The organism is Constrictibacter sp. MBR-5 (assembly GCF_040549485.1).
GTDB lineage: Bacteria > Pseudomonadota > Alphaproteobacteria > JAJUGE01 > JAJUGE01 > Constrictibacter.
On sequence record NZ_JBEPTK010000015.1, the window covers coordinates 76,834 to 97,162 of the forward strand.

Below are 20,329 nucleotides of genomic sequence, written 5' to 3' on the forward strand. Positions count from 1 at the left end.
CGATATCCGCGCAATCTTCGAAGCTGGCAATTTCTCCGATGCCGCCTGAACCCGAAGTGAACCATTTACCATAGATGGCCGCGACTCCTCGACCCGAAGACTGGATCCGCGTGACGCCGCTCGGCCTGTGGTGCGAGCCGGGCGGCTTTCACGTCGATCCGCTGCGTGCGGTCGAGCGGGCGGTGGTCACGCACGGCCATTCCGACCATGCGCGCGGCGGCCATGCGGACGTGCTGGCGACACCGGAGACGCTGGCGATCATGGCGCTGCGTCTGCGCGAGGACGGCACGTCCGGGCGGCGGCAGCCGCTGCCCTATGGCGAGACCGTGCGGATCGGCGAGGTCGACGTCAGGCTGGTGCCGGCCGGCCACGTGCTCGGCAGCGCGCAGGTGGTGATGGACTATCGCGGCAGCCGCGTCGTCGTCTCGGGCGACTACAAGCGCACGCCGGACCCGACCTGCGCGTCGTTCGAGCCGGTGCCGTGCGACGCCTTCGTGACCGAGGCGACCTTCGGCCTGCCGGTCTTCCGCCACCCGCCGCCGGCGGGGGAGATCGCCCGCCTGCTGGCGTCGGTGCGGCGTTTTCCGGAGCGCTCGCACCTGGTCGGCGTCTACTCGCTCGGCAAGGCGCAGCGGGTCCTGTCGCTGCTGCGCGCCGCTGGCTATCACGAACCCGTCTTCATCCACGGCGCACTCGCTGGCTGCTGCGACCTGTACCGCGCGCACGGCATCGATCTCGGCGAGACCGAGCCGGCGGCGGGGCGGAAGCGCGACGAGTTCCGCGGCCGCATCGTCATGGCGCCGCCGAGCGCCACCGCCGACGTCTGGTCGCGGCGCGTGCCCGATCCCGTCGTCGCGCATGCTTCGGGATGGATGCGGGTGCGCCAGCGCGCGCGCCAGCGGCAGGTGGAACTGCCGTTGGTCGTTTCCGACCATGCCGACTGGGACGAACTGCTGCTCACGGTGCAGGAAGTGGGGGCGCCCAAGGTGTGGGTGACGCACGGCGCCGAGGAGGCGATGGTCTACTGGTGCAGGCGGCAGGGTTACGACGCGCGGGCGCTGTCCCTGGTCGGGCGCGACGAGGAGGAAGAGTGAGGGCCTTCGCCGACCTGCTCGACAGCCTGGTCTTTACGCCGTCGCGCAACGCCAAGCTGCGCCTGATCGGCGAGTATATGGGTGCGACGCCCGACCCGGAGCGCGGCTGGGCGCTGGCGGCGCTGACCGGCGGGCTGGCACTGCAGACGGCCAAGCCGGCGGCGATCCGCGGACTGATCCAGGATCGAACCGACCCGGTGCTCTTCGGCCTGTCCTACGACTATGTCGGCGACCTGGCCGAAACGGTAGCGCTCACCTGGCCGGGCAAGGGCGGTTCGAACGGGCCGCCGGCGTTGAGCGAGGTGGTCGAGCGCCTGCACGGCGCTCTGCGCGGCCAGGTGCCGGACCTGCTCGCCGGATGGCTCGACGCGTGCGATCCGACCGAGCGCTGGGCGCTGCTGAAGCTGATCACCGGCGGCCTGCGCGTCGGCGTGTCGGCGCGCATGGCGAAGATGGCGCTGGCCGAGCGCTTCGCGGTGACGCTGGAGGAGGTCGAGGAGGTCTGGCACGGCGTGCGGCCGCCTTATACCGAGCTGTTCGGCTGGCTCGACGGGCCGCACGACAAGCCCGATGTCGACGCGGCGCCCGGGTTCCGGCCGCTGATGCTGTCGACGCCGCTGGAGGATGCCGACGCCGAAAAGCTCGACCTGTCGGCCTACCGGGCGGAATGGAAGTGGGACGGAATCCGCGTCCAGCTCGTCGCGCGCGGCGGCGAACGCCGGCTCTACAGCCGCAGCGGCGACGACATTGGCGGGGCGTTCCCCGATATCCTCGATGCCATGACCTTCGACGCCATCCTCGACGGCGAACTGCTGGTCCATCCGGCCGACGGAAGCGGCCCGCCCTACGAGGTGGCGCCGTTCAACGACCTGCAGCAGCGGCTGAACCGCAAGACCGTGACGCCGAAGCAGCTGCGCGAGCAGCCGGCCTTCGTGCGCCTCTACGACATCCTGTTCGAGGGCACGGAGGACCTGCGGCCGCTGCCGTTCGACGCGCGCCGCCGCCGCCTGGAGGCTTGGTACGCGAGAGCGCTGCCGGCGAAGCTCGACCTGTCGCCGCTGGTGGCGTTCGAGACGGCGGCCGATCTGCACGCGCTACGCTCGGGCTCGCGCGAGGGCGTCATCGAAGGGCTGATGCTGAAGCGCGGCGACAGCGCCTACGTCTCGGGGCGACCCAAGGGACCGTGGTTCAAGTGGAAGCGCGATCCGCACACGGCCGACACGGTGCTGATGTACGCGCAGCGCGGCCACGGGAAGCGCTCGTCCTTCTACTCGGATTACACCTTCGGGGCGTGGCGGCGGACCGATACCGGCGCGGAGGAACTGGTGCCGGTGGGCAAGGCCTATTTCGGCTTCACCGACGAGGAACTGCGGCAGCTCGACCGCTGGATCCGCAGCAACACGGTCAACCGCTTCGGCCCCGTGCGCGAGGTGAAGCCGGGACTGGTGCTGGAGGTCGCGTTCGACAGCATCGCCCGGTCGACCCGGCACAAATCCGGTGTGGCGATGCGTTTTCCGCGCGTCGCGCACATACGGTGGGACAAGCCGGCGATCGAGGCGGACCGCCTGGAGACGCTGGAGGCGCTGATCGCGGAGTGAGCGCGCTCGGAAGCCGGCCGGTCGATTCAGACCGGCGCTTCGTTCTCGACCCCTCTCGCAACATAGGCGGCGAAGGCATCGGGCGGCAGTGGCCGGCTGAAATGGAAGCCCTGGACGACGATGTTGGCACTGAGGGTCTTCACCGCCTGCAGCACCTCGGGCGTTTCGACGCCCTCTGCGATGACGGTCATGCCGAACGTCTCGCCCATGGAGACCATCACGGAGACCAGGGCCCTGGCATCGGGATCGTCGAGGATGTCCTGGACGAAGGAGCGATCGATCTTCAACTCGCTGAACGGCATCTGGCGCAGTTTCGTGATGGATGAGTGCCCTGTGCCGAAATCGTCGATCGACAGGGAAATGCCCATCAGGCGGAGGCGGACCAGGACGTCGACTGCCGTGACGAGATCCGCCGTCGCGGCGGACTCCGTGACTTCGAGGGTGAGGCAGGAACCGTGGAGGTCGTGCCGCCAGAGGATCTCCTCGATGACGTTCGGCAGCAGGAGGCCATTCATCATCGGTGCCGGGACGTTCACGGAAATCGGAGAACGGATGCCCTGCTTCTGCCAGGCCGCTGCCTGACGCAGCGCGTCCTCCAGGACCCAATTGGTCAATAGCGGCATCAACCCGCATTCTTCGGCCAGCCCGAGAAAGTCGCCCGGGGGCGTCAGGGGGCGGTTGGGCTGCTGCCAGCGGACGAGGGCCTCGCAGCCGACGATGTCGCCTGTCCGGAGGCAGACCTTCGGCTGATAGTGCAGGCGCAGTTCGCCGGAGATGATGCCGCGGTGGAGTTCTTCGGCGCGCGACGGGCGCTTCGCGCCGACGAGCGCTTCCCGCTGGATGCCCGATGCCAGCACCCCGTCGAACTGCGCGAGTGTAATCGGTCGCGGCAGGGTGCCGCGGATCGCGAGCCCATAGGAGAGCCCGAGATTGCGCACGGTCTTGAGGAGGCGACTGTCGAGGTTGCTCGTCAGATAGATGCCCGCCCGGCAGCGCCGCACGGCGAGCGTTCTGAGCACGTCGACGCCGCTGCCGGCGCCGAAGCCCAGATCAAGCAGGATGATGCTCGACTCCGGGAAATTGGGGACCGCGTGCAGCTCGGCCTGACTGGCGAACACCGTGGTGGGGATGCCGCGCACCGCGCCCGTGCGCACGACGAGCTCGGCGAGGGTCGGATCGCTCTCGATCACATAGAGACTTTTGACTGTCATGAAGAAGCCCCGCCGGCATGGTCGTCAGACGCAGTCGCCCGAGATCGGAGAGTCGCGCATGCGCGAATTACTCCGCCGGTGAGGTGATTATTCGCAAATGAAGAAAAACGGCGCGTATGAGAGAAGGCGATCTGCGCGTTTCATCAACTCCCGCATCTGCCGACGTTTTTCGAACAGCGTCAAGAGGCTTGGGGTACGACCGTAGTGACGCCCCTATAAATGGGGACCGTCGCTAGACGCCGGCCTCCACCAGAATCGCAGCTGACGCGCCTTGCAGCATCGAAAGGCCGCAGTTAGCTTAACCGGCGCGGGGCGCGGAAACGCGCGACTTCCCGCTACCAACTCATAGGGCAGACGGGGGCACGGATATGGATACTGAAGGACAACGCGAGATCCTGGAACGCGCGCCCGCAGACCAGAACGACACGCGTTTGCCGTGGACGGCCCCTGCCCTTGGCCACTATGACACGTCGCGCATCACGCTCGGTACCGGCAACCAAAGCACCGACGGTTTCGTCAATACGCACTCCTGAACGATTCCGCCTTGTTGCTGGCGGGCGTGGGCCTGGCCGCGCGCGATATATTGCGCCGCGGTCCGTCTGGGTTGCACGCGAATGCAATTTTTCAGGGCGACGGCATTGCGTTAGCGCAACTGGAACGCAGCGCGCGGGCGTTGTCCGTGCGACGCGCTCCGCCGCGCGCGCTCCTCCCCGCAGCCTCTGGGGCGCTAACCCTGGTCAGCGGTGCGCTCTACAATAGCCCCGATCTCGCTTCGGCGCTGGGGCGGGAGCGCGAGATCGCGCCCGCATCCCTCGTGGACGCGGTCATTGATCGCTGGGGTCTTGACGGTCTGGCACGGATCGACGGTGATTATGCGCTGCTACGCTGGACCGCCGAGCAGCGCTCGATACTGCTGGCGGCCTGTCCGATGGGCCGGGACAGTCTGTATTATGCGTGCACCCGCGACGGTATTCTGGCGGCCAGCCGCCCGAGTTGGCTGCTCGGCTTTCCCGACGTAGATGCCGAGCCCGATACCGATGCGCTGGCGCTGCGCCTCGCCCGAATGGAAAGCCTGATCGGCGACCGCACCCCCTGGCGGCACATTCGTCGGGTCCAGCCCGGCCAATTCGTCGAATGGCGCGATGGGCGCGTGCGCATCGCCGATTTCTGGTCGCCGGTCCCGCGCGCGACACTGCGGCTCCCGAAGCGCACAGACTATGTCGAGGCCGCGCGCGCGCAGCTCGACCGTGCCGTCGCGGCGCGCTGCCCGTCGAGCGTACCGGTCCTATGCCTGCTCTCTGCCGGGCTCGATTCAACCGGGGTCGCAGCTGCAGCGGCACGGCACCATGACGCTCCCGTTCATACGCTCACGGTCCGCGCCGACCCAACGGTTCCCCAGCTGCAGCCGGACTCCGCGCATTTTTCAGACGAATGGGCACGATTGCAGCCGTTTCTCGCCGCGCATCCCGAGTTGATCGCGCATGTTGCCGATGCGTGTCAGCCTAGTCTCGATCTGGAATATGCTGGCGGGCCGCTGCAAAGTCGGGAATGGCCGTTTAAACAACCTTATCAGATTTCCTGGGCGATGGCCCCGCTCGAACGCAAGTTGCACGAGCTCGGAATTTCCACGGTATTGAGCGGCGATGCGGGTAACGCCACACTCAGTTATACCGGCGGAGGCGTCGTTGCCGATCAACTGCGAACGGGGCGGTGGCTTTCGGCCTGGGGGAATCTATCCGCCCGAAATTGGGCAGGCAAGCCGCGCGCCTTGTGTCGCGAGGGTCTGTCGCAGCTGATGCCCTCAGGTGTCGTGCGCACCATCCGCCGTCTGCGCGGTCGACCAGATCATTGGTGGCAGCGATGGAGCAGCCTGCGTCCCGAGATCGCCGAGCAGCTCGGACTCGAAAGTGACGAGCGACCGCGCGTGCACACCGGTTCCCGGGATCTCGACCGGCAGATCATGCTTATCGACCGGCTGCGCCACAACAATGCGCACTACGCCCATGTATTTCAGGGGCAGAGCTGGTCATTGCGCGACCCCTTTACCGATCTGGCGCTGGTAGAGTTCTGCCTATCGCTCCCGCGGGATCAGTATCGCAGCGGTGGTGTGGGTCGCCTTCTTGCGCGCCGCGCGCTCGCCGACCGCGTACCGGCGTCGATTGTGAACGAGCGGCGCATCGGCCTCCAGCATGCCGACTGGTATGGCTGGATGAGCCGCCGGCGCGACTGGATGAGCGCCGAGATCGACCGGATTGAATGCTCTCCACTCGCCTGTTCCATCATCGACACACGGCATATGCGCGCCATCCTCGATGCCTGGCCCGCCACGCCGGAGGAGGCCGGGCGCTTCCCAACTTCGCACCGCTTGCGCAAGGGGTTGGGCGAAGCCTTGCGGGTAGGTCAGTTTATCCTGACGCAGGAAGGCCGTAATGATTGAGCGCGTCCTGCCCCTCATGCCGGTGACCGTCGCCCCGTCTGCGGTGGGGGGACGCTTCCAGTTGCGCCGCATGGAGCCGGAGGATTTTCTGTTTGGGCTGCATCATCGTCTGCCCGGCGCTCATCAGATCGGTTCCATTCCACTAGAAGTCGATGTCCGGGACCATGTTCCGACAGGACGCATCCTGCCGCCGCTGTTGTCCATCTGGCACCTGACGCGTTGCGGTTCCACGCTGACGGCGCGGATGCTGTCGTGCATTGAGGCGTTGCAGGTGACGGATGAGCCGGGCGCATTGGTCGATATCTGCGGTGCCTTCTGGAGCCTGGTACCCGCTGCCGACCGGTTGCAGGCGCTGGATGTCACCGTGCGATCGCTGGGGCAGCAGTTGCGGGCGGATGCACGCCATCTGGTGGTGAAGCAGTCGCTGCGAAGCGGGGCCGAACTGGATATGTTCACGCGACTATACCCGGATATGCACCGGCTCTTGATCATCCGCGATCCGCTGGAAATCCTGGTGTCGAACGTGCGCAAGCCGCCCGGCTGGCTGAAATTGCGGGGCGTTGCCTGGTCGCCCCTGCTGTCGGGTGTGGGGCTGGCCAAGCAGCGCGACCTTAGCGAAGCCGAATTCATCGCACGCTGTCTAGGCCGCGCATTCGCCTCGCTGGCCGAGATGGTGGAAAAGGAGCCCGCCGGCTGGCTGATCCTGGATTATACCGAGCTGCCGGGGGCCGTTATGGACCGGCTGCTGCCGCGCATCGGCATCAGGCCTACCCCCGCCGAGCAGGTGGCGATGCAGGAGGTCACGCGGCTGGAGGCGTGGAACCGCAAGGGCCGACAGCCTTTCATCGACGATCGCGCCGAGAAGCAGGCTGCCGCCACCCCGGAATTGTGCGCGCTGTGCGACCGCTTCCTGCGCGAACCCTGGGAACGGCTTGCTGCGCTGGCGTGACGGCTCGCGTCGTTCAGGGGGCGGCAGCCAACGCCTCCACGGTCGCGGCCAAATGCGGAAGATCTGCCAGATCGTCAGAACGCTCCAGATGGAACACGGGCACGGCGCGCGCCAGCGTCACGCCCCAATGCAGGGCGATGCGGCCCTGATCCAGGCCGCGGCTGAACTCTGGTCTGTAGAGGCAGGCCAGCAGCAGGGCTGTGGCCGCGTGCGGATCGGCCCGCTCGGGCTCTCGGCGTGGCCCTTTCGAGAGTACCAGCACCCGCCCCAGCGGTAGCGGGTTCGTTTGGAAGGCAGCCGGCATCGCGGTTACATATTTTTCCAGCCCGTCACGGACGCGCTGGCCGGGTTCGACCGGATCGCCGGCCAGCGCCGCCGTGCCCGCCCACAGCTTCATCGCCGGAAACCCCGGATATACCAGCTGCGTGGCGGGATCGATCACCGCCTGATCATCGCTGACCAACCCATGCCCGCGCGCAACCAGCGTCCGGGCGAGCGTCGACTTGCCCGCCCCGCTATCGCCCGCCAGCGCCACCGCGACCGAGCCGATCGCGACGACGCAGGCGTGCATCGGGGGCAGCCCACGCTGGCACATCAGCCAGCCCATCGGCGGCCCAAGGAGCAGCGCATGCAGTTCTGCATCGCTGGTTCCCGCGGGAACCTCTGCGATGATCTCCAGTCCTTCACGGATCAGGAACCGCGCCCCATGCACGGCTTCGTGCAATCCGGTTCCGTCGGCAAAGACCGAGAGCCGCCGCGCGTGCCGCACCGGCGCTTCCTGCGGTGCGGTAACCTGGCCAAAGCGCAACGCAACATCGGGCGCTTTGGCGGCATCGGGCTCGGGCCACAAAAACGGAAGCGGGCGCGGGCTGGACAGGGTCAGCCCATAGATACGGTATCGATACGCCCCGCCCATCCTGTCCCACTCCGACGCGGTCGGGCCGTTGGCCCCTTGTCATATTTACAGTCGCGCGCGCTCCGCCATATACCCTGCCTTCCTACCAATATGAATTTCGGCGCCAATGACATTTCCATCCGATGCGATCATCGCGCGATCGCTTGCCCCGCTGACCACCGATGTGGATGGCGAAGTGGTGATGCTCGACATCGAAAGCGGAAGCTATTTCAACCTGGATCGGATTGGTGCGGCGATCTGGGCGCAGCTGGAAACGCCGATTGCGTTCGAAGACCTGTGCCAGGGGCTGCATCGCACCTATGCCGCCTCCCTGGAAACCATCCGGCAGGATGTATCGGCGCTGCTGGTGGAGATGCAGGCCCACAAACTGGTGTCGGTCAGCGCGCCGTGAGCGCGGCGGAATCCCCCGCCCACTTGGATCGTGCGCGACAGGCGGCGTTCGCGTTGCTCCGGGGCGATGTCGCATCTGCGGCGGCGAAATGCGCGCAACTGCGCGCGGAGGATCCCAATCTCGACGCATTTCCCGCCTTCGTCGATCTGCTGACCTGGGCCCTGCCGCGCGAACGGCTCTATCCGTTGGTCCGCGCGCTGGTCGATGCCAGCTTTGCCAATCCGCGCAGCTTCGACCTTCTCAGCAGCGCTGCGGTGTGGGCGGGCGAACGCCGAGCGGCGCGCGCCCTGACCGATCCCGCGACGCTCCTTTCGATCAGGACGGTAGATCCACCGGACCATCCCGATTTGGCGCTACTCGAGTCGGAACTCTCTGAGAACATCGAGCACTACGATCAGCCGGAAGGGCGTGCGATCCGCAATGGGGCACGCCGCAACCACCTGGAGCGCAGCGAATCCCCCGTGCTGCGCGCGCTGTTCGAGCGGCTGTGGCAGGCTGCGCATGCGTATATCGACGGGCTACCCGTCGATCCCGCCAATCCGTTTCTACGCGCGCGGCCGGAGCATCTCGGCATGCGCGCATGGAGCGTGGTGTCGGGCGCGGATACCTATCACCGCCCCCATCTGCACGCGACCAGCTGGGTAAACGGCGTCTATTATGTCGCGGTACCGCCGGTCACTGCCGATGCCGAACGCAAGCTCGGCTGGCTGCGCGTCGGGCCGCCGCCCGGCCGCGGGTTCGACGATGCGAGCGGCTGGGAGGAACGATGGATCCGCCCCGAGCCGGGACTCGTGGTCCTGGTGCCCAGCCATTTCAGCCACGAGACCGTGCCGCTCGGTTGCGACGAACGGCGGATATGTGTCGCCTTTGAACTGTTCGCCGCGCCCGAGCGTGAGATGGCTCCTACTTACTGATCGCTATGCCACCCGAGTGACTTCGGCAGCTCTGTTCGATGTCCGCTTCGGCCGCTCCGCCTCTACAGCATCGCCAGCGACTTCTTCCCCGTCGGGGGCGGAAACGCCGCGTCGAGTTCGGCGAGGTCCGCCGCCGTCAGCCGGAGCTCGCGGGCGGCCGCGTTGTCACGGACATGGTCGGGCGAAACCGCCTTCGGGATCACCAGCAGGCCGTCCTGCCGGATCAGCCATGCGAGGGCGACGCGCGCCGCCGTAGCGCCGTGACGCGAGGCGATCGCCTGGAGCGTGCGGTCTTTCAGGATGCGGCCCTGTTCGACGGGCGAATAGGCCATCAGGGGGATTCTGCGGTTCCGGCACCACGGCATCAGGTCCCACTCCGGCGCGCGGCGGGACAGATTGTAGAGGACCTGGTTGGTGGCCGCGGCGCTGCCTTCGGGCAGTTCGGCGAGTTCCTCCATGTCGTCCGTGTCGAAATTGCTGACGCCCCAGTGGCGGATCTTTCCGGTCTGCTGCAGGGAGCGGAACGCCTCCACGGTCTCGGCCAGTGCGGGGCCGCCGCGCCAATGCAGCAGATAGAGGTCGATCCGGTCCGTCCCGAGCCGCTTGAGGCTGCGCTCGCACGCGGCGACGGTGCCGCGCCTGCTGGCATTGGACGGCAGGACCTTGCTGACCAGAAAGACCTCGTCGCGCCGGCCGGCGACGGCCGCGCCGGTCACCTCCTCGGCACCGCCGCCGGCATACATCTCGGCCGTATCGATCAGGGTCATCCCGAGATCGATGCCGAGCCGCAGTGCCGCCGCCTCTTTCGTACGCAGTCGGGGGTCCTCGCCCATGCCCCATGTCCCCTGCCCGAGAACCGGCACGCGTTCGCCGTCGGGAAGGGTCAAGGTCGGGACGTCAGCGGGCATGGATGTCTCCCCGTTCCGGGTTCTAGTGTTCGGGCGGTTCGCCGGCGGCGCCGCCGGTACGGCCGCGCGTCAGGCGGATCAGCTTCGCGACGACGTTCGCCAGCACCACCGCCAGCAGGACGAGCAGGATGAAGCCCTCGGTCGTCGAGGGGGCGATGAAGGTGGCGAAGGCGAGGCCGGCGAGGAAGCCGACGAGGGTGGGGAGCCCCGCCTTTGCCGGATCGGGCAGCAGCGCCATGCTTCAGCTCTCCCAGAACCGCAGCACCGTCGGACCGTATCTGTCCGCCCAGGCACGTACCACGAGACGAAGTCCTTCGACCGACCAGCCGTTCCGCCATAATTCCGGTTGCGTCTCGATGTCGCTGCGCCAGCGCCGGAACCGGTCGACGAAATCCTCGGACGTCACGGCGTGGGAGAGGTCCGCGACGAGGACGGGGGCATCCGGCTCTCCTTGTGCGCTCGGCGGCGCCCAGGCCAGGAGGAAGGGGCCGTCGCCGCTCAGCCGATGCCGCTGCGCGGCCTGATTGATGGCGCCGAGAGCGGTCGGCAGGTGGTAGCCGTCGACGGCGTCGTTGCAGGCCTCCTCCGGCGGGCGCCGGCGCATCAGGTCGGCGGCCAGCGCGTCCGTCTCGACCGGCCACACGGTCACCATCTGCGCCTGCGGTGGGACGCTCAGTTCGCCGGGGCTCGGCAGGGCTGCGATATAGGCGCGGCAGACGGTCCGGTAGCGCTCGCGCGTTTCCTGCATGGCGCGGGCCGGGAAGGCGACGATGCCGTAGGCGGCGAATCCCGCCGGCGGGAAGGTGTGCGGCCCGAAGAAGCTGCGCGACGCCCGCGGCGAAGCCTCCGGGGGCTCGATCGAAGCCGCCGGCGGCGGTTCAGAGGGCGGCGGCGCGGAAGTGGGCGGTTCGGCAGCCGTCGGAGGCGGTTCCCCGTTGGTGGCGGCTTCTTCCGGCGGAGCGTCGCACCCTGCGACGGCGAGGCAGACGAACAGCAGCAGCGAGGCCAAGTAAGCGCTGGCCGCTCGCATGCGGGTACGGGATCGAGCGCATTCCCGGTCCTCCCGCCCTCTCTTCTCCCTCATGGTGGTAGCCCTGCTGTTTGCCCTGATCCTAGTTGCGGCGTGCGAGCGAAGGTGTGACGTGGATCGCTTGTCGCGAGCATGCGTGGCGAAGGAGGCGTGGCCGTGCTCATGGCCGGCTCGGGGCTATTTCGGGTTCGCGGGGCACAACGGCACGGGCATCCCCGCCGGCCGGGACAGCGCCTCGTCCACCGTCAGCGGGTGGTCGGCGGCGGCCGCGGGAGCGTCGGCCCATGCGGGGAAGCAGCCGGCCAGCTTCAGCGGGACCGCGCGGAAGGTGCCGTCGGGCAGGCGCAGGCGCAGTTCCGCGTCCGGACCGGTCTGCTTCAGCCAGGGCGATGGCGGGTCGAGGTGATCGATCGTGCCGGTGTCGCCGAGACGAGACCAGGGCTTGCCGGGCGCGGCCTCCAGCGATGCGACGGACGCCACCTCGAACGGCATCGGCAGAGTGGCGCCAGGTGCCAATGTGTGCGCGAGCCCGCCTGCGGCGGGAACGATGCTATACGGCTGCTGCCGGTCGTTGGTCAGCACCAGACGCTGCGGCGCCGAACGCTGGACCTCGACCAGGGAGACCGCCGGCGGCGGTGGGTTCAGGCTGTCGCAGGCCACGAGCAGAAGCAGGCCGGTGACGCAGAGGGGGGCGGCGGCAAGGGCGGTGCGGCTCAGGATCATCGCTTCATCTCCCGCATGAAGCCGCGCCAGATGCGTTCGTCGTAGAGGCGCGGGTCGCCGGGGGGCGTCCGCCCGGAGCCCGCGTCGGCGGCGAAGGACTTCACCTCGGCCGGCGAGGCGCGGTCGGCGCTGGCGCCGTAGAGGCCCTTCGGGTCGGCCGTGCGGACGGGGCTGTAGCCGGGATCGATCAGCGGTCCCGCCATGTTCAGCACCTCGACGTGCTCCATCATGTCCATGTGGCTGTCGGCCTGCGCGCACTCCAGGCGGTTGGCCGGCGGGACATAGGCGTGCCACGCCGACCAGCCCGGCACGGTGCCGTCGCCGCCTCCCTGGAAGCCGGCGGCCGCCACGGTGGACCCGGCACCGCTGTCCGGGTCGAACCCGTCGGGCAGCGGCGCCCAGGTCTGGCGCGTCGGAGTCTTCGGATCGAGCGTCGAGCGGATGTTAACGATCCGCGCCGCCACGGCGTCGGGCAGCGGCAGGGCGATCGTCTGGCGGACGGCGCGCGCCCGGTCGAGATGGTCCCGGCTGCACCATGCGGGCCAGCGGGCGCGGTTGGCGGGATCGTAGCAGTCGGCCGCGGCGCCCGAGACGGGATCCAGCAGCGGGAAGTCGCCGTCCGAGGAGAAGCCCAGGCGCTGCCAGTCGCGGGCGAAGGTCGTGCGGTCGATCGGCATCAGCGTGTAGGGGCCGGGCAAGGAGCCGATGATCTCCGCGACGCGGCGCTTGCCGTAGATCTCGTTCAGCGGGCTCTGACCGACGAAGTAGCGGTCCATGTGCGACCACGTCCCGTAGAGCGGCGTGGCCACCGTGATCAGCCGGCGGAACCAGGGCATCGGGTTGCCGACGCGGTGCAGGAACATCTGCGCCACCAGCCCGCCCTGGCTGTGCGCGAACAGCGTGGCGTTCTCCAGCGGGTTCTCGCCGTGCTTCCTGAAGACCTGCTGGCGCAGGTTCGAGAGGAAGAATTCGAGGTAGCCGGCGCACTCCTCGATCGGGCGGCGCCAGTCGTAGCCGAAGACGACGTAGTTGAAGCCGCTGTCCGCCGCCCACTGGCGCGTGCCGTCATAGGCGTCGACCAGGAAGCGCAGTTCGCCGTTCGGCACGACGATGTAGCCGTCGCGGTCGCGTCCATGGGCGTCGATCTCCAGCGCCAGCCCGTCGCTGGAGAAGATCAGGCCGAGGTCGATCCAGACCGTGTCGTAGCGGTTGAAGTCGGGCGGCTCGCCCCGGTAGGGCTCCGGCGACCGGTCGAGCTGCGAGCCCATGCCGCCCGGCAGCATCACCACCGTCGGCCGTCCCGCCCGGTAGCGCGGCATGAAGGCCTTGATGATCCCGAGATAGGCGCTCTGGATCGCCGCCACGCGCCCGACATCATAGTCCATGGCAACCCCTCCCCGGCGACTGCCGCTGCAGTGGGCGCGGCGCCGCTCGTGTTTTTCTTTAAGGGCCCAAGTGCCGGACGGGGGTGACATGCGTCACTCGCCCGGCCACTGGAGTATGCGAGCTTGATCGAATAAGGTTAACAGTAATCGTCGGGGAAAACAGGCGATGGAGGCTATCGTGCTGATGCGAAGAACCTTCCTGTCAGCCTTGTTCGTCGCGGCGCTACTGTGGGTCGCAGCCTTCGCGGCGGCGGGCCCGGCCATGGCGCAGAGCAGTCTCAGCCCCGCCTATGCGGCGACCGAGCGGGGGCTCACCCCGTCGGAACGTGCCGGCCGCGAGATCTGGTTCTTCGCGACCGCCTTCAACGACCGCTTCTACACCTACTCCTATCCGCAGCGGCTGGGTGCCACGATCGACTGGTACAAGATCCTCGGCGCGAAGAACAAAGGGGAGCTGTTTCAGGCCTGGGGCGCCATCCCCGACCCGGACTGCTGCATTCCCGGCACGGCCGACTGCCCGGCCAAGAGCCTGGACGAGACCTACGGCTTCCAGTGGTGCCCGGGCGACGACGCCCTGCTGAAATCGGTCGGCAGGGACGATTATCGCGATCCGGCCTGCGACTTCCGCGACGCGCCCTACGACGCGTCGACGCCGCACGGTGCAGAGGACCAGCGCCAGGATCCGTGCGACCTGCGGTTCGGGACGTCTACGGGGGCGCTCGGCCTGCGCAAGTTTCCCAACCCGCGATTCGACAAGGCGGCATGGGAAAAGCTGAACGGCTCGCCCGCCTCTTGGGACGGTTATCGCAAGGCGCTGTCGGCCGACGGCAAGAGTGCCGACGCGCGCATCAACCGCCTGTTCGACGGCTCGGTGGAGCCGCCGTTCCGCATCGGCATGGCGTGCGGCGCCTGCCACATCGCCTACGACCCGCTGAATCCGCCGGCGAACGTCGACGCGCCGACCTGGGAGAATATCGACGGGCTGGTCGGCAACCAGTACAGCCGCGTCTCGCAGATGCTGGCGTCGGGCATGTCGCAGCATCGCCTGGAATGGCAGCTGATCGCCCAGGCGCGACCGGGGACGGTGGACACGTCGGCGCTGCCGATGGACACCGTCTCGAACCCGGGGACGATGAACGCGATCATCAACCTGGCGTCGCGGCCGCTGCACGAGCACGAGGTGCTGAAGTGGCGGAAGGCGTCCGCCTGTGCGGCGGGTGCGGCGGAGACCGACTGCTGGTGCGAGCCCGGCAAGCCGGGGAAGTGCTGGGAACGCAAGCTGATGACCGAGCGGGTCCCGCACATCCTGAAGGGCGGCGAGGATTCGATCGGCGTCAACGAGGCGATCCAGCGCGTCTATTTCAACATCGGCTCCTGCGCCGAGCAGTGCTGGCTGAACCACATCCCGGACCTGCGCGCCGTCGATCCCAGCCAGCGCAATTACGGCCAAACGCCGTTCGACATCGGACAGTGCCGCCGCGACTGCGCCAGCTTCCGCGCGATCGAGGACCGGCTGGACGACACCGCGAACTTCTTCAAGACGGCGCGGCCGGCCGACCTGTGGAAGGCGCGCGGGCTCGACAGCCCGGCGGCGCTGGAGGCGCAGCTGAACGCCGAGTTCGGCGACGGCGCGGTGGCGCTCGGCCGGCAGCTCTTCGCCGGCAAGTGCGCCGGCTGCCATTCCAGCCAGTCTGGGCCCTATGAGGCCGTCGACTTCCATGCGACGGACCCGAACGACCCGACCCGGCGCATCGACTTCCTGAGCCACGAGCGGCCGGTCCAGGCCACCCGCGTCGGCACCCACCCGGCCCGCGCGCTCCACTCCAACCACATGCAGAGCCGGGTGTGGGACCAGTATGCGTCGCGCACGCTGCACGAGCGGCCGGTCGATCCGGCGCTGAAGGAACTGCAGAAGGGCGGCGGACGCGGCTATTACCGGCCGCCCTCGCTGCTCAGCGTCTGGGCCTATGCGCCGTTCATGCTCAACAACGCGATCGGCCCGGAGGTGTGCGGCAAGCCGGGGCGCGCCGACCTCGACCTGTACGTCTCGCCCTATGTCGGCAAGGACGGCAAGCCGCTCGCCGACCCGCCGGCCTGCTGGCCCTTCGACGCCTCGGTCGAGGGGCGCTACGCGCTGTTCAAGGCCTCGGTGGAGGAACTGCTCAATCCAGGGAAGCGGATCCCCAAGGTCTACCTGACCAGCGCGGAGATCGTCGTCGACGTGGCGCCCCAGGTGAAGATCGGCGACCTGGAGACCGGGCTCAGCCTGAAGGTGCCGAAAGACTTCCCGGCGATCGCGCTCAACAGCCTGCGCTTCAAGGACCTGCTGCAGGACATCGTCCTGAACGAGCGGGACCCGGAGAAGCTGGAGGCGAAGTACGAGGAGCAGCTGACCGTGAAGCGCTTCAAGGCGCTGAAGCAGGGGCTCGCCGAGATGCGCTCCCGCTTCCTCGCCGATCCGGGGCACATGCTGGTGGACATCACCCGCGTCCAGGGGGGCTTCGTCCAGGAGTATTATTCGAACGTCCTGGAGCATGTGGAGAATGCGGGGCACCGCTTCGGCTCGGAACTGTCCGACCGCGAGAAGAAGGCGCTGACCGCCTTCCTGGCGACCCTGTGATGGAGGGCGCGATGATGAAGCCGCTCAGGTCCGCCGTGCTGTCCGGTGCGTTCGCCGCCGCCGTCCTGTTCCTGCCGGTCGCGGCGGCCGTGGCCGAGCCGGACATTCCCTTCGCCCCGCTGCAGGACACGTCGCTGCAGGATCCGGACAACCCGACGAAGGTGTTCCGCGTCGACTTCGCCCGCGTCGAGCACGACTTCCCCCTGTCGCGCGCCGACCGGATGAAGATCACACCGGACTATCTGGTGGGCCTCTCGCAGGAGCAGGTCGACCAGATCTACGGCCGCCTGACGGCGGGTCCCATTCCGGACGGACCGCATTCCGGACGCATGTTCTTCGCCCGCGGGGACAGTCTGGAGCGGCGCCTGGACGAGATCCTCGGCGGCGTCGCCGGCCGCATATCGGCGGTCAAGATCCGCGCGCTGGAGGTGGCGGGGCAAAACCTCTGGAAAGGCAAGATGTTCTATCGGGACCAGGGCGTCCTGCGGAACTTCATCGACGACCTGAAGCCGCTGGAGCGGCTGATCGACGACCCCGACACGCTGATGACCGCGACGGTGCCGCGCGACGGGCTGCTCGGCCGCCTGGTCAAGACGAACCGGGTCTGGCTGCTGTTCCCGGCAAAGCTCTATTGCGGCCAGAGCCTGCTCGACGGCCGGCGCGAGTCGATCGTCATCGACTATCTGTTCGGCGACGAGATCGAGGGCTGGCGCGAGAGCCCGGACAGCCTCGCCGGGCGCGGCGGCCTGAAGATCCGCGACGAGATCCGCATGGTGAAGCCAGGCCTCTATCTGGGTCGCGCCTATGCCAACCGGATCTTCCTGCTCAACTTCCTGGTCTTCAGTCCCGAGGCGGCCGAGCGCGGCGACTTCGCCTTCACCGCCGGCGACCCCATCGCCGAGGACTGCTGGGCCGGCGAGAAGGGCGTGACCACGGCGGCCCGCTGAACGGCGCGTGGCCACGGCGATGTCTCGCCTGCGCACCGCCGGTCGGCGTGTCTGGACCGTCTGGAGTTGGGCTGCCGGCGCGTTGCTGCTCGGGGCGATCGCGCTCGGGGGGCTGTTCGCCTGGGACTATTACGGGCGGGACGAGCCGCAGGCCTTCTTCGGGCGGGATGTCCCGGACGATCCGGTCATGCAGTTCAAGTACGGCTCGACGGGCGGCGACCGGCTGATCGGCATGCCGGTCGGTCTCTTCAAGGCGCTGCCGCTGCTCTGCCGCGACTACCTGCCGGGCGAGGGGTGGGAGTCGCTGGGCTTCATCTACGAGGCGGGGATGGACCGGCCGATCGGCACCTCCCTGCGCCGCAGCCTGGGGTTCGACAGGATCGGCCTGAACTGCGCCACCTGCCACGTCGGCACCTGGCGGGCCCGGCCGGAGGACGCGCCCAACGTCGTGGTCGGCATGCCGTCGAACCGTGTCGACCTGGGCGGGTTCGCCCGGTTCCTCACCCAGTGCGCGCTCGACGAGCGCTTCAACCCCTGGCAGGTGGTGCAGGCGGCCGAGACCGCGACGGGCGAACGCTACGGCCTGCTCGACCGGCTGATGCTGCAATATCTGGCCGTACCGGCGATGAAGGAGTTCATCGTTCTCGCGCGCCATCGCTTCCGTTTCCTCGACCACGAGCCGGAGCCGGGCCCCGGCCGTTTCGACACTTTCGGCCCGGCCAAGGCACTGCTGAACTGGCCGCTCGACCGGTTGCCGCCGCGCGAGCGCATAGGCATCGTCGACTTCCCGTCGCTCTGGCTGCAGGGGCCGCGCGAGGGGATGCAGTTGCACTGGGACGGCAACAACATTTCGGTCGACGAACGCAACCGTAGTGCCGCCTTCGGCTCCGGCGCGGTGCCGACGACCATCGACCGCGAGGCAATTGCCTTCACCGCGGCTTGGCTACGCTCCGACGCAAACGCGCCGCCGCCCTGGCCGTTCGAGATCGACCGCGACCGCGCCGCGCGCGGGCAGGCGCTCTATGCGCGCCACTGCGCCGCCTGCCACGGCGCCAGCGGTCGCGACTTTTCCGGCCCGCTGGTCGGCAAGGTGGAGCCGATCGCCAGGATCCGCACCGACCCCTGCCGGCTCGACAACTACACCGAGGCGCTGTCGGCGGAGCAGAACAACCTCTATGCCGGCTTCCCGGCGGAGCGCTTCCGGCACTTCCGCAAGACCGACGGCTATGCCAACCAGCCGCTGGACGGCATCTGGCTGCGGGCGCCCTATCTGCACAACGGCTCGGTGCCGACGGTCCGCGACCTGCTGGAGCCCGCCGAACTGAGGCCGGCGGTCTTCTATCGCGGCAACGATGTCATCGATACCGCGCGCCTCGGCTTCGTCGCCGACGCTCCGGCTACGGACGGACGCGCTTTCTTCCGCTTCGAGACGCGCTGCACGGGAGATGCGGCGGCGTGTGCGGCAGCGGCCAATCCGGAGAACAGGCACGACGACAATGTCTGCGTCCCCGGGCCGTGGGCCGGGAACAGCAATCGCGGCCATGACGGTGCGGCGTACGGCACCGACCTCCCGGCGGCGGACAAGGACGCCATCGTCGAATTCCTGAAGACCTTCTGATGGGGCGCGACATGCGACGACGGCGCCTGTTGAACTGGCTAGGGGGATTGGGGCTCGCCGCCGTGCTGCTCGGACTGGGGGTGGGCGGCTTCGTCTGGTGGAAGTTCTTTGAGCGGGGTCCGGAGCCGGTGTGGGCGGACGATCGGGCGCGCTTCCAGCATGGGTCGATCGGCAGCGAACTGCTCGCCGGCATTCCCTACCCGATCTTCTGGGTGCTGCCGCGCGTCTTCCCCGATCTCATCGAGAAGCACGCGACCGCCGGCTACGGACCGGACAAGGCGGGGCATGGCGGCTATGGCGCATTCGGCCTCGCGTGGGAGCCTGGCGGCGTTCTGCCCGTGGGACTGGCGCTGGAGCGCCGCGGATTCGACCGAGTCACGATGAACTGCGCCCTGTGTCACACGACGCGGTACCGGCTCGCGGCGGACGAGACGGCACGCTTCGCCGTGGGCGGCCCGTCACACACGCTGGACCTGCAGGCGCTGCTGCGCTTCCTGTTCGAGGCGTCGCACGACCGCCGCTTCACGGCGGCGCGCATGATGCCGGAGATCGCACTGCAGTTCCGCCTCGACTGGATCGACTGGGCGCTTTACGCGGCGGTGCTCATTCCGAAGACGCGGACGGCGCTGCGCTTCGCCGAGCGCGAGATGGGCTGGATGGCGGCGAAGCCGGCCTGGGGCCCGGGCCGCGACGACGCGTTCAATCTGCCGAAGTTCCTGCTGACCCGCGCCGATTGGGACGACAGCGTCGGCAACACCGACTTCCCGGCGCTATGGCGTCTCGGTGAGCGGGCGGGCGGCCTGTTCCACGCGGCCGGCGAGGCGGACAGCCTGGAGGCGGTGGTCGCGACGTCGGCCTTCGGCATCGCGTCGCCGCCGGGACGGGATTTCCGGGCGCGCAACCGGTGGCTCGCCGCCTACACCGCTTCGCTCGAACCGCCGGCCTTTCCGCTGCCCATCGATGCGGCGCTCGCCGGGGCAGGGGCGGGACTGTTCGGCGAGCATTGTGCCACCTGCCACGCCGTCGGGGGCGCACGCACCGGCACGGCCATTCCCATCGACGAAGTGGGTACCGACGGCGAGCGGCTCCTGAGCTGGACCGACCACGATGCGCGGCGAATGAACCGGATCACCGGCGTCCTCCGGGTCGGCGCCGAGATGAACGGGGCGCAGGGCGGCTATGTGGCGAAGCCGCTCGCCGGCCTATGGCTGCTGGGCCCCTATCTGCACAACGGCTCGGTGCCGACCTTGCGGGACCTGCTGGCGCCGCCGGCCGAGAGGTCGGTGGTTTTCTTCCGCGGCCACGACGTCATCGACGGCGACGATATCGGCTTCGTCTCTTCCGGCCCGGAGGCCGAGCGCTTCGGCTTCAGGTTCGATACGCGCGAGAAGGGCAACGGCAACGGTGGGCACACCTATGGTACCCACCTGACGGAGCCTGAAAAGGATGCGTTGATCGCTTATCTGAAGACGCTCTGAGAGCCGGCGCCGTCTTAGAGCGGTTTCCGGTCGATGTGAATCGTGGGGGATTCCCATGAGCGTGGTTTTCTGATTCACGATCCTTGCTGGTGAGGGAGGCCGGCATGGAT

Annotated in this window: 18 protein-coding genes; 11 read left to right on the forward strand and 7 right to left on the reverse strand. The window is 68.4% G+C overall.

Translation table 11 applies throughout. The features are described 5' to 3' along the window. Positions 1–74: 74 nt before the first annotated feature. Both ABIE65_RS23065 and ABIE65_RS23070 read left to right on the forward strand, forming a co-directional pair. On the forward strand, positions 75–1,094 hold the full coding sequence (locus tag ABIE65_RS23065) for a ligase-associated DNA damage response exonuclease (RefSeq protein ID WP_354081027.1): 1,020 nt from the start codon (positions 75–77) through the stop codon (positions 1,092–1,094). Next, complete coding sequence (locus ABIE65_RS23070) at positions 1,091–2,692, forward strand: cisplatin damage response ATP-dependent DNA ligase (protein ID WP_354081029.1); 1,602 nt, start codon at positions 1,091–1,093, stop codon at positions 2,690–2,692. The genes ABIE65_RS23065 and ABIE65_RS23070 overlap by 4 nt, the downstream gene beginning before the upstream one ends. Positions 2,693–2,718: 26 nt before the next feature. Here ABIE65_RS23070 and ABIE65_RS23075 read toward each other — a convergent pair whose 3' ends face one another. After that, entirely contained in the window at positions 2,719–3,903 is a 1,185-nt protein-coding gene (locus ABIE65_RS23075) for a GGDEF/EAL domain-containing response regulator (RefSeq protein WP_354081031.1), read from the reverse strand. Positions 3,904–4,271: 368 nt separating this feature from the next. On the opposite strand from ABIE65_RS23075, the gene ABIE65_RS23080 reads away from it, so the two are divergent. Genes ABIE65_RS23080 through ABIE65_RS23090 form a run of 3 tightly spaced genes read left to right on the forward strand, consistent with a single transcriptional unit; the run spans position 4,272 to position 7,289 of the window. Continuing rightward, entirely contained in the window at positions 4,272–4,436 is a 165-nt protein-coding gene (locus ABIE65_RS23080; RefSeq protein WP_354081033.1) for a hypothetical protein, read from the forward strand. A gap of 11 nt (positions 4,437–4,447) precedes the next feature. Beyond that, the gene (locus ABIE65_RS23085) at positions 4,448–6,340 is read left to right on the forward strand and encodes an asparagine synthase-related protein (RefSeq protein WP_354081035.1); all 1,893 of its coding nucleotides are present in this window, start codon (positions 4,448–4,450) and stop codon (positions 6,338–6,340) included. Further along, complete coding sequence (locus tag ABIE65_RS23090; RefSeq protein WP_354081037.1) at positions 6,333–7,289, forward strand: hypothetical protein; 957 nt, start codon at positions 6,333–6,335, stop codon at positions 7,287–7,289. Before ABIE65_RS23085 ends, ABIE65_RS23090 begins: the two co-directional genes overlap by 8 nt. A 13-nt stretch (positions 7,290–7,302) precedes the next feature. Here the strand turns inward: ABIE65_RS23090 and ABIE65_RS23095 are convergent, their stop codons facing one another. Beyond that, complete coding sequence (locus ABIE65_RS23095; RefSeq protein WP_354081039.1) at positions 7,303–8,205, reverse strand: hypothetical protein; 903 nt, start codon at positions 8,203–8,205, stop codon at positions 7,303–7,305. A gap of 106 nt (positions 8,206–8,311) precedes the next feature. Between ABIE65_RS23095 and ABIE65_RS23100 the strand changes: the two genes are divergently transcribed. Together ABIE65_RS23100 and ABIE65_RS23105 are read left to right on the forward strand one after the other, a co-directional pair. Beyond that, entirely contained in the window at positions 8,312–8,596 is a 285-nt protein-coding gene (locus ABIE65_RS23100) for a PqqD family peptide modification chaperone (protein ID WP_354081041.1), read from the forward strand. Continuing rightward, positions 8,593–9,510 carry a putative 2OG-Fe(II) oxygenase gene (locus tag ABIE65_RS23105; protein WP_354081043.1) on the forward strand — a complete coding sequence of 306 codons (918 nt, stop codon included), beginning with the start codon at positions 8,593–8,595 and terminating at the stop codon, positions 9,508–9,510. The genes ABIE65_RS23100 and ABIE65_RS23105 overlap by 4 nt, the downstream gene beginning before the upstream one ends. A gap of 62 nt (positions 9,511–9,572) precedes the next feature. Here ABIE65_RS23105 and ABIE65_RS23110 read toward each other — a convergent pair whose 3' ends face one another. The 5 genes from ABIE65_RS23110 to ABIE65_RS23130 all read right to left on the reverse strand — a co-directional run bounded on the left by ABIE65_RS23110 (position 9,573) and on the right by ABIE65_RS23130 (position 13,556). Next, positions 9,573–10,418 carry an aldo/keto reductase gene (locus ABIE65_RS23110; protein ID WP_354081045.1) on the reverse strand — a complete coding sequence of 282 codons (846 nt, stop codon included), beginning with the start codon at positions 10,416–10,418 and terminating at the stop codon, positions 9,573–9,575. A gap of 22 nt (positions 10,419–10,440) precedes the next feature. Next, positions 10,441–10,656 carry a hypothetical protein gene (locus tag ABIE65_RS23115; protein WP_354081047.1) on the reverse strand — a complete coding sequence of 72 codons (216 nt, stop codon included), beginning with the start codon at positions 10,654–10,656 and terminating at the stop codon, positions 10,441–10,443. Between the two features lie 3 nt (positions 10,657–10,659). Beyond that, entirely contained in the window at positions 10,660–11,448 is a 789-nt protein-coding gene (locus ABIE65_RS23120; RefSeq protein ID WP_354081049.1) for a hypothetical protein, read from the reverse strand. Between the two features lie 177 nt (positions 11,449–11,625). Beyond that, positions 11,626–12,171 carry a hypothetical protein gene (locus ABIE65_RS23125; RefSeq protein ID WP_354081051.1) on the reverse strand — a complete coding sequence of 182 codons (546 nt, stop codon included), beginning with the start codon at positions 12,169–12,171 and terminating at the stop codon, positions 11,626–11,628. Further along, the gene (locus ABIE65_RS23130) at positions 12,168–13,556 is read right to left on the reverse strand and encodes an esterase/lipase family protein (protein ID WP_354081053.1); all 1,389 of its coding nucleotides are present in this window, start codon (positions 13,554–13,556) and stop codon (positions 12,168–12,170) included. Before ABIE65_RS23130 ends, ABIE65_RS23125 begins: the two co-directional genes overlap by 4 nt. 178 nt (positions 13,557–13,734) lie before the next feature. Here ABIE65_RS23130 and ABIE65_RS23135 point away from each other — a divergent pair, with 178 nt between their 5' ends. The 4 genes from ABIE65_RS23135 to ABIE65_RS23150 are packed head-to-tail and all read left to right on the forward strand — an operon-like array spanning position 13,735 to position 20,219. Then, positions 13,735–16,176 (forward strand): hypothetical protein, encoded by a 2,442-nt coding sequence (locus tag ABIE65_RS23135; protein WP_354081055.1) that lies wholly within the window; start codon positions 13,735–13,737, stop codon positions 16,174–16,176. 14 nt (positions 16,177–16,190) lie between these two features. Next, positions 16,191–17,123: a hypothetical protein gene (locus tag ABIE65_RS23140; RefSeq protein WP_354081057.1), complete on the forward strand. Its 933-nt coding sequence runs from the start codon at positions 16,191–16,193 to the stop codon at positions 17,121–17,123. Positions 17,124–17,142: 19 nt separating this feature from the next. After that, the gene (locus ABIE65_RS23145) at positions 17,143–18,741 is read left to right on the forward strand and encodes a c-type cytochrome (protein ID WP_354081059.1); all 1,599 of its coding nucleotides are present in this window, start codon (positions 17,143–17,145) and stop codon (positions 18,739–18,741) included. Between the two features lie 11 nt (positions 18,742–18,752). Next, a complete protein-coding gene (locus tag ABIE65_RS23150) occupies positions 18,753–20,219 on the forward strand; it encodes a c-type cytochrome (RefSeq protein WP_354081061.1) in 1,467 nt (488 codons plus the stop codon). Positions 20,220–20,329: the final 110 nt, after the last annotated feature.

What these genes read in the sequence shown, in the direction of transcription:
- ABIE65_RS23065 (WP_354081027.1), top strand. Translation starts at nt 75, where the DNA reads ATGGCCGCGACTCCTCGACCCGAAGACTGGATCCGCGTGACGCCGCTC.
- ABIE65_RS23120 (WP_354081049.1), bottom strand. Translation starts at nt 11,448, where the DNA reads ATGCGAGCGGCCAGCGCTTACTTGGCCTCGCTGCTGCTGTTCGTCTGC.
- ABIE65_RS23145 (WP_354081059.1), top strand. Translation starts at nt 17,143, where the DNA reads ATGTCTCGCCTGCGCACCGCCGGTCGGCGTGTCTGGACCGTCTGGAGT.
- ABIE65_RS23090 (WP_354081037.1), top strand. Translation starts at nt 6,333, where the DNA reads ATGATTGAGCGCGTCCTGCCCCTCATGCCGGTGACCGTCGCCCCGTCT.
- ABIE65_RS23150 (WP_354081061.1), top strand. Translation starts at nt 18,753, where the DNA reads ATGCGACGACGGCGCCTGTTGAACTGGCTAGGGGGATTGGGGCTCGCC.
- ABIE65_RS23110 (WP_354081045.1), bottom strand. Translation starts at nt 10,418, where the DNA reads ATGCCCGCTGACGTCCCGACCTTGACCCTTCCCGACGGCGAACGCGTG.
- ABIE65_RS23075 (WP_354081031.1), bottom strand. Translation starts at nt 3,903, where the DNA reads ATGACAGTCAAAAGTCTCTATGTGATCGAGAGCGATCCGACCCTCGCC.
- ABIE65_RS23140 (WP_354081057.1), top strand. Translation starts at nt 16,191, where the DNA reads ATGAAGCCGCTCAGGTCCGCCGTGCTGTCCGGTGCGTTCGCCGCCGCC.
- ABIE65_RS23080 (WP_354081033.1), top strand. Translation starts at nt 4,272, where the DNA reads ATGGATACTGAAGGACAACGCGAGATCCTGGAACGCGCGCCCGCAGAC.
- ABIE65_RS23125 (WP_354081051.1), bottom strand. Translation starts at nt 12,171, where the DNA reads ATGATCCTGAGCCGCACCGCCCTTGCCGCCGCCCCCCTCTGCGTCACC.
- ABIE65_RS23130 (WP_354081053.1), bottom strand. Translation starts at nt 13,556, where the DNA reads ATGGACTATGATGTCGGGCGCGTGGCGGCGATCCAGAGCGCCTATCTC.
- ABIE65_RS23095 (WP_354081039.1), bottom strand. Translation starts at nt 8,205, where the DNA reads ATGGGCGGGGCGTATCGATACCGTATCTATGGGCTGACCCTGTCCAGC.
- ABIE65_RS23115 (WP_354081047.1), bottom strand. Translation starts at nt 10,656, where the DNA reads ATGGCGCTGCTGCCCGATCCGGCAAAGGCGGGGCTCCCCACCCTCGTC.
- ABIE65_RS23100 (WP_354081041.1), top strand. Translation starts at nt 8,312, where the DNA reads ATGACATTTCCATCCGATGCGATCATCGCGCGATCGCTTGCCCCGCTG.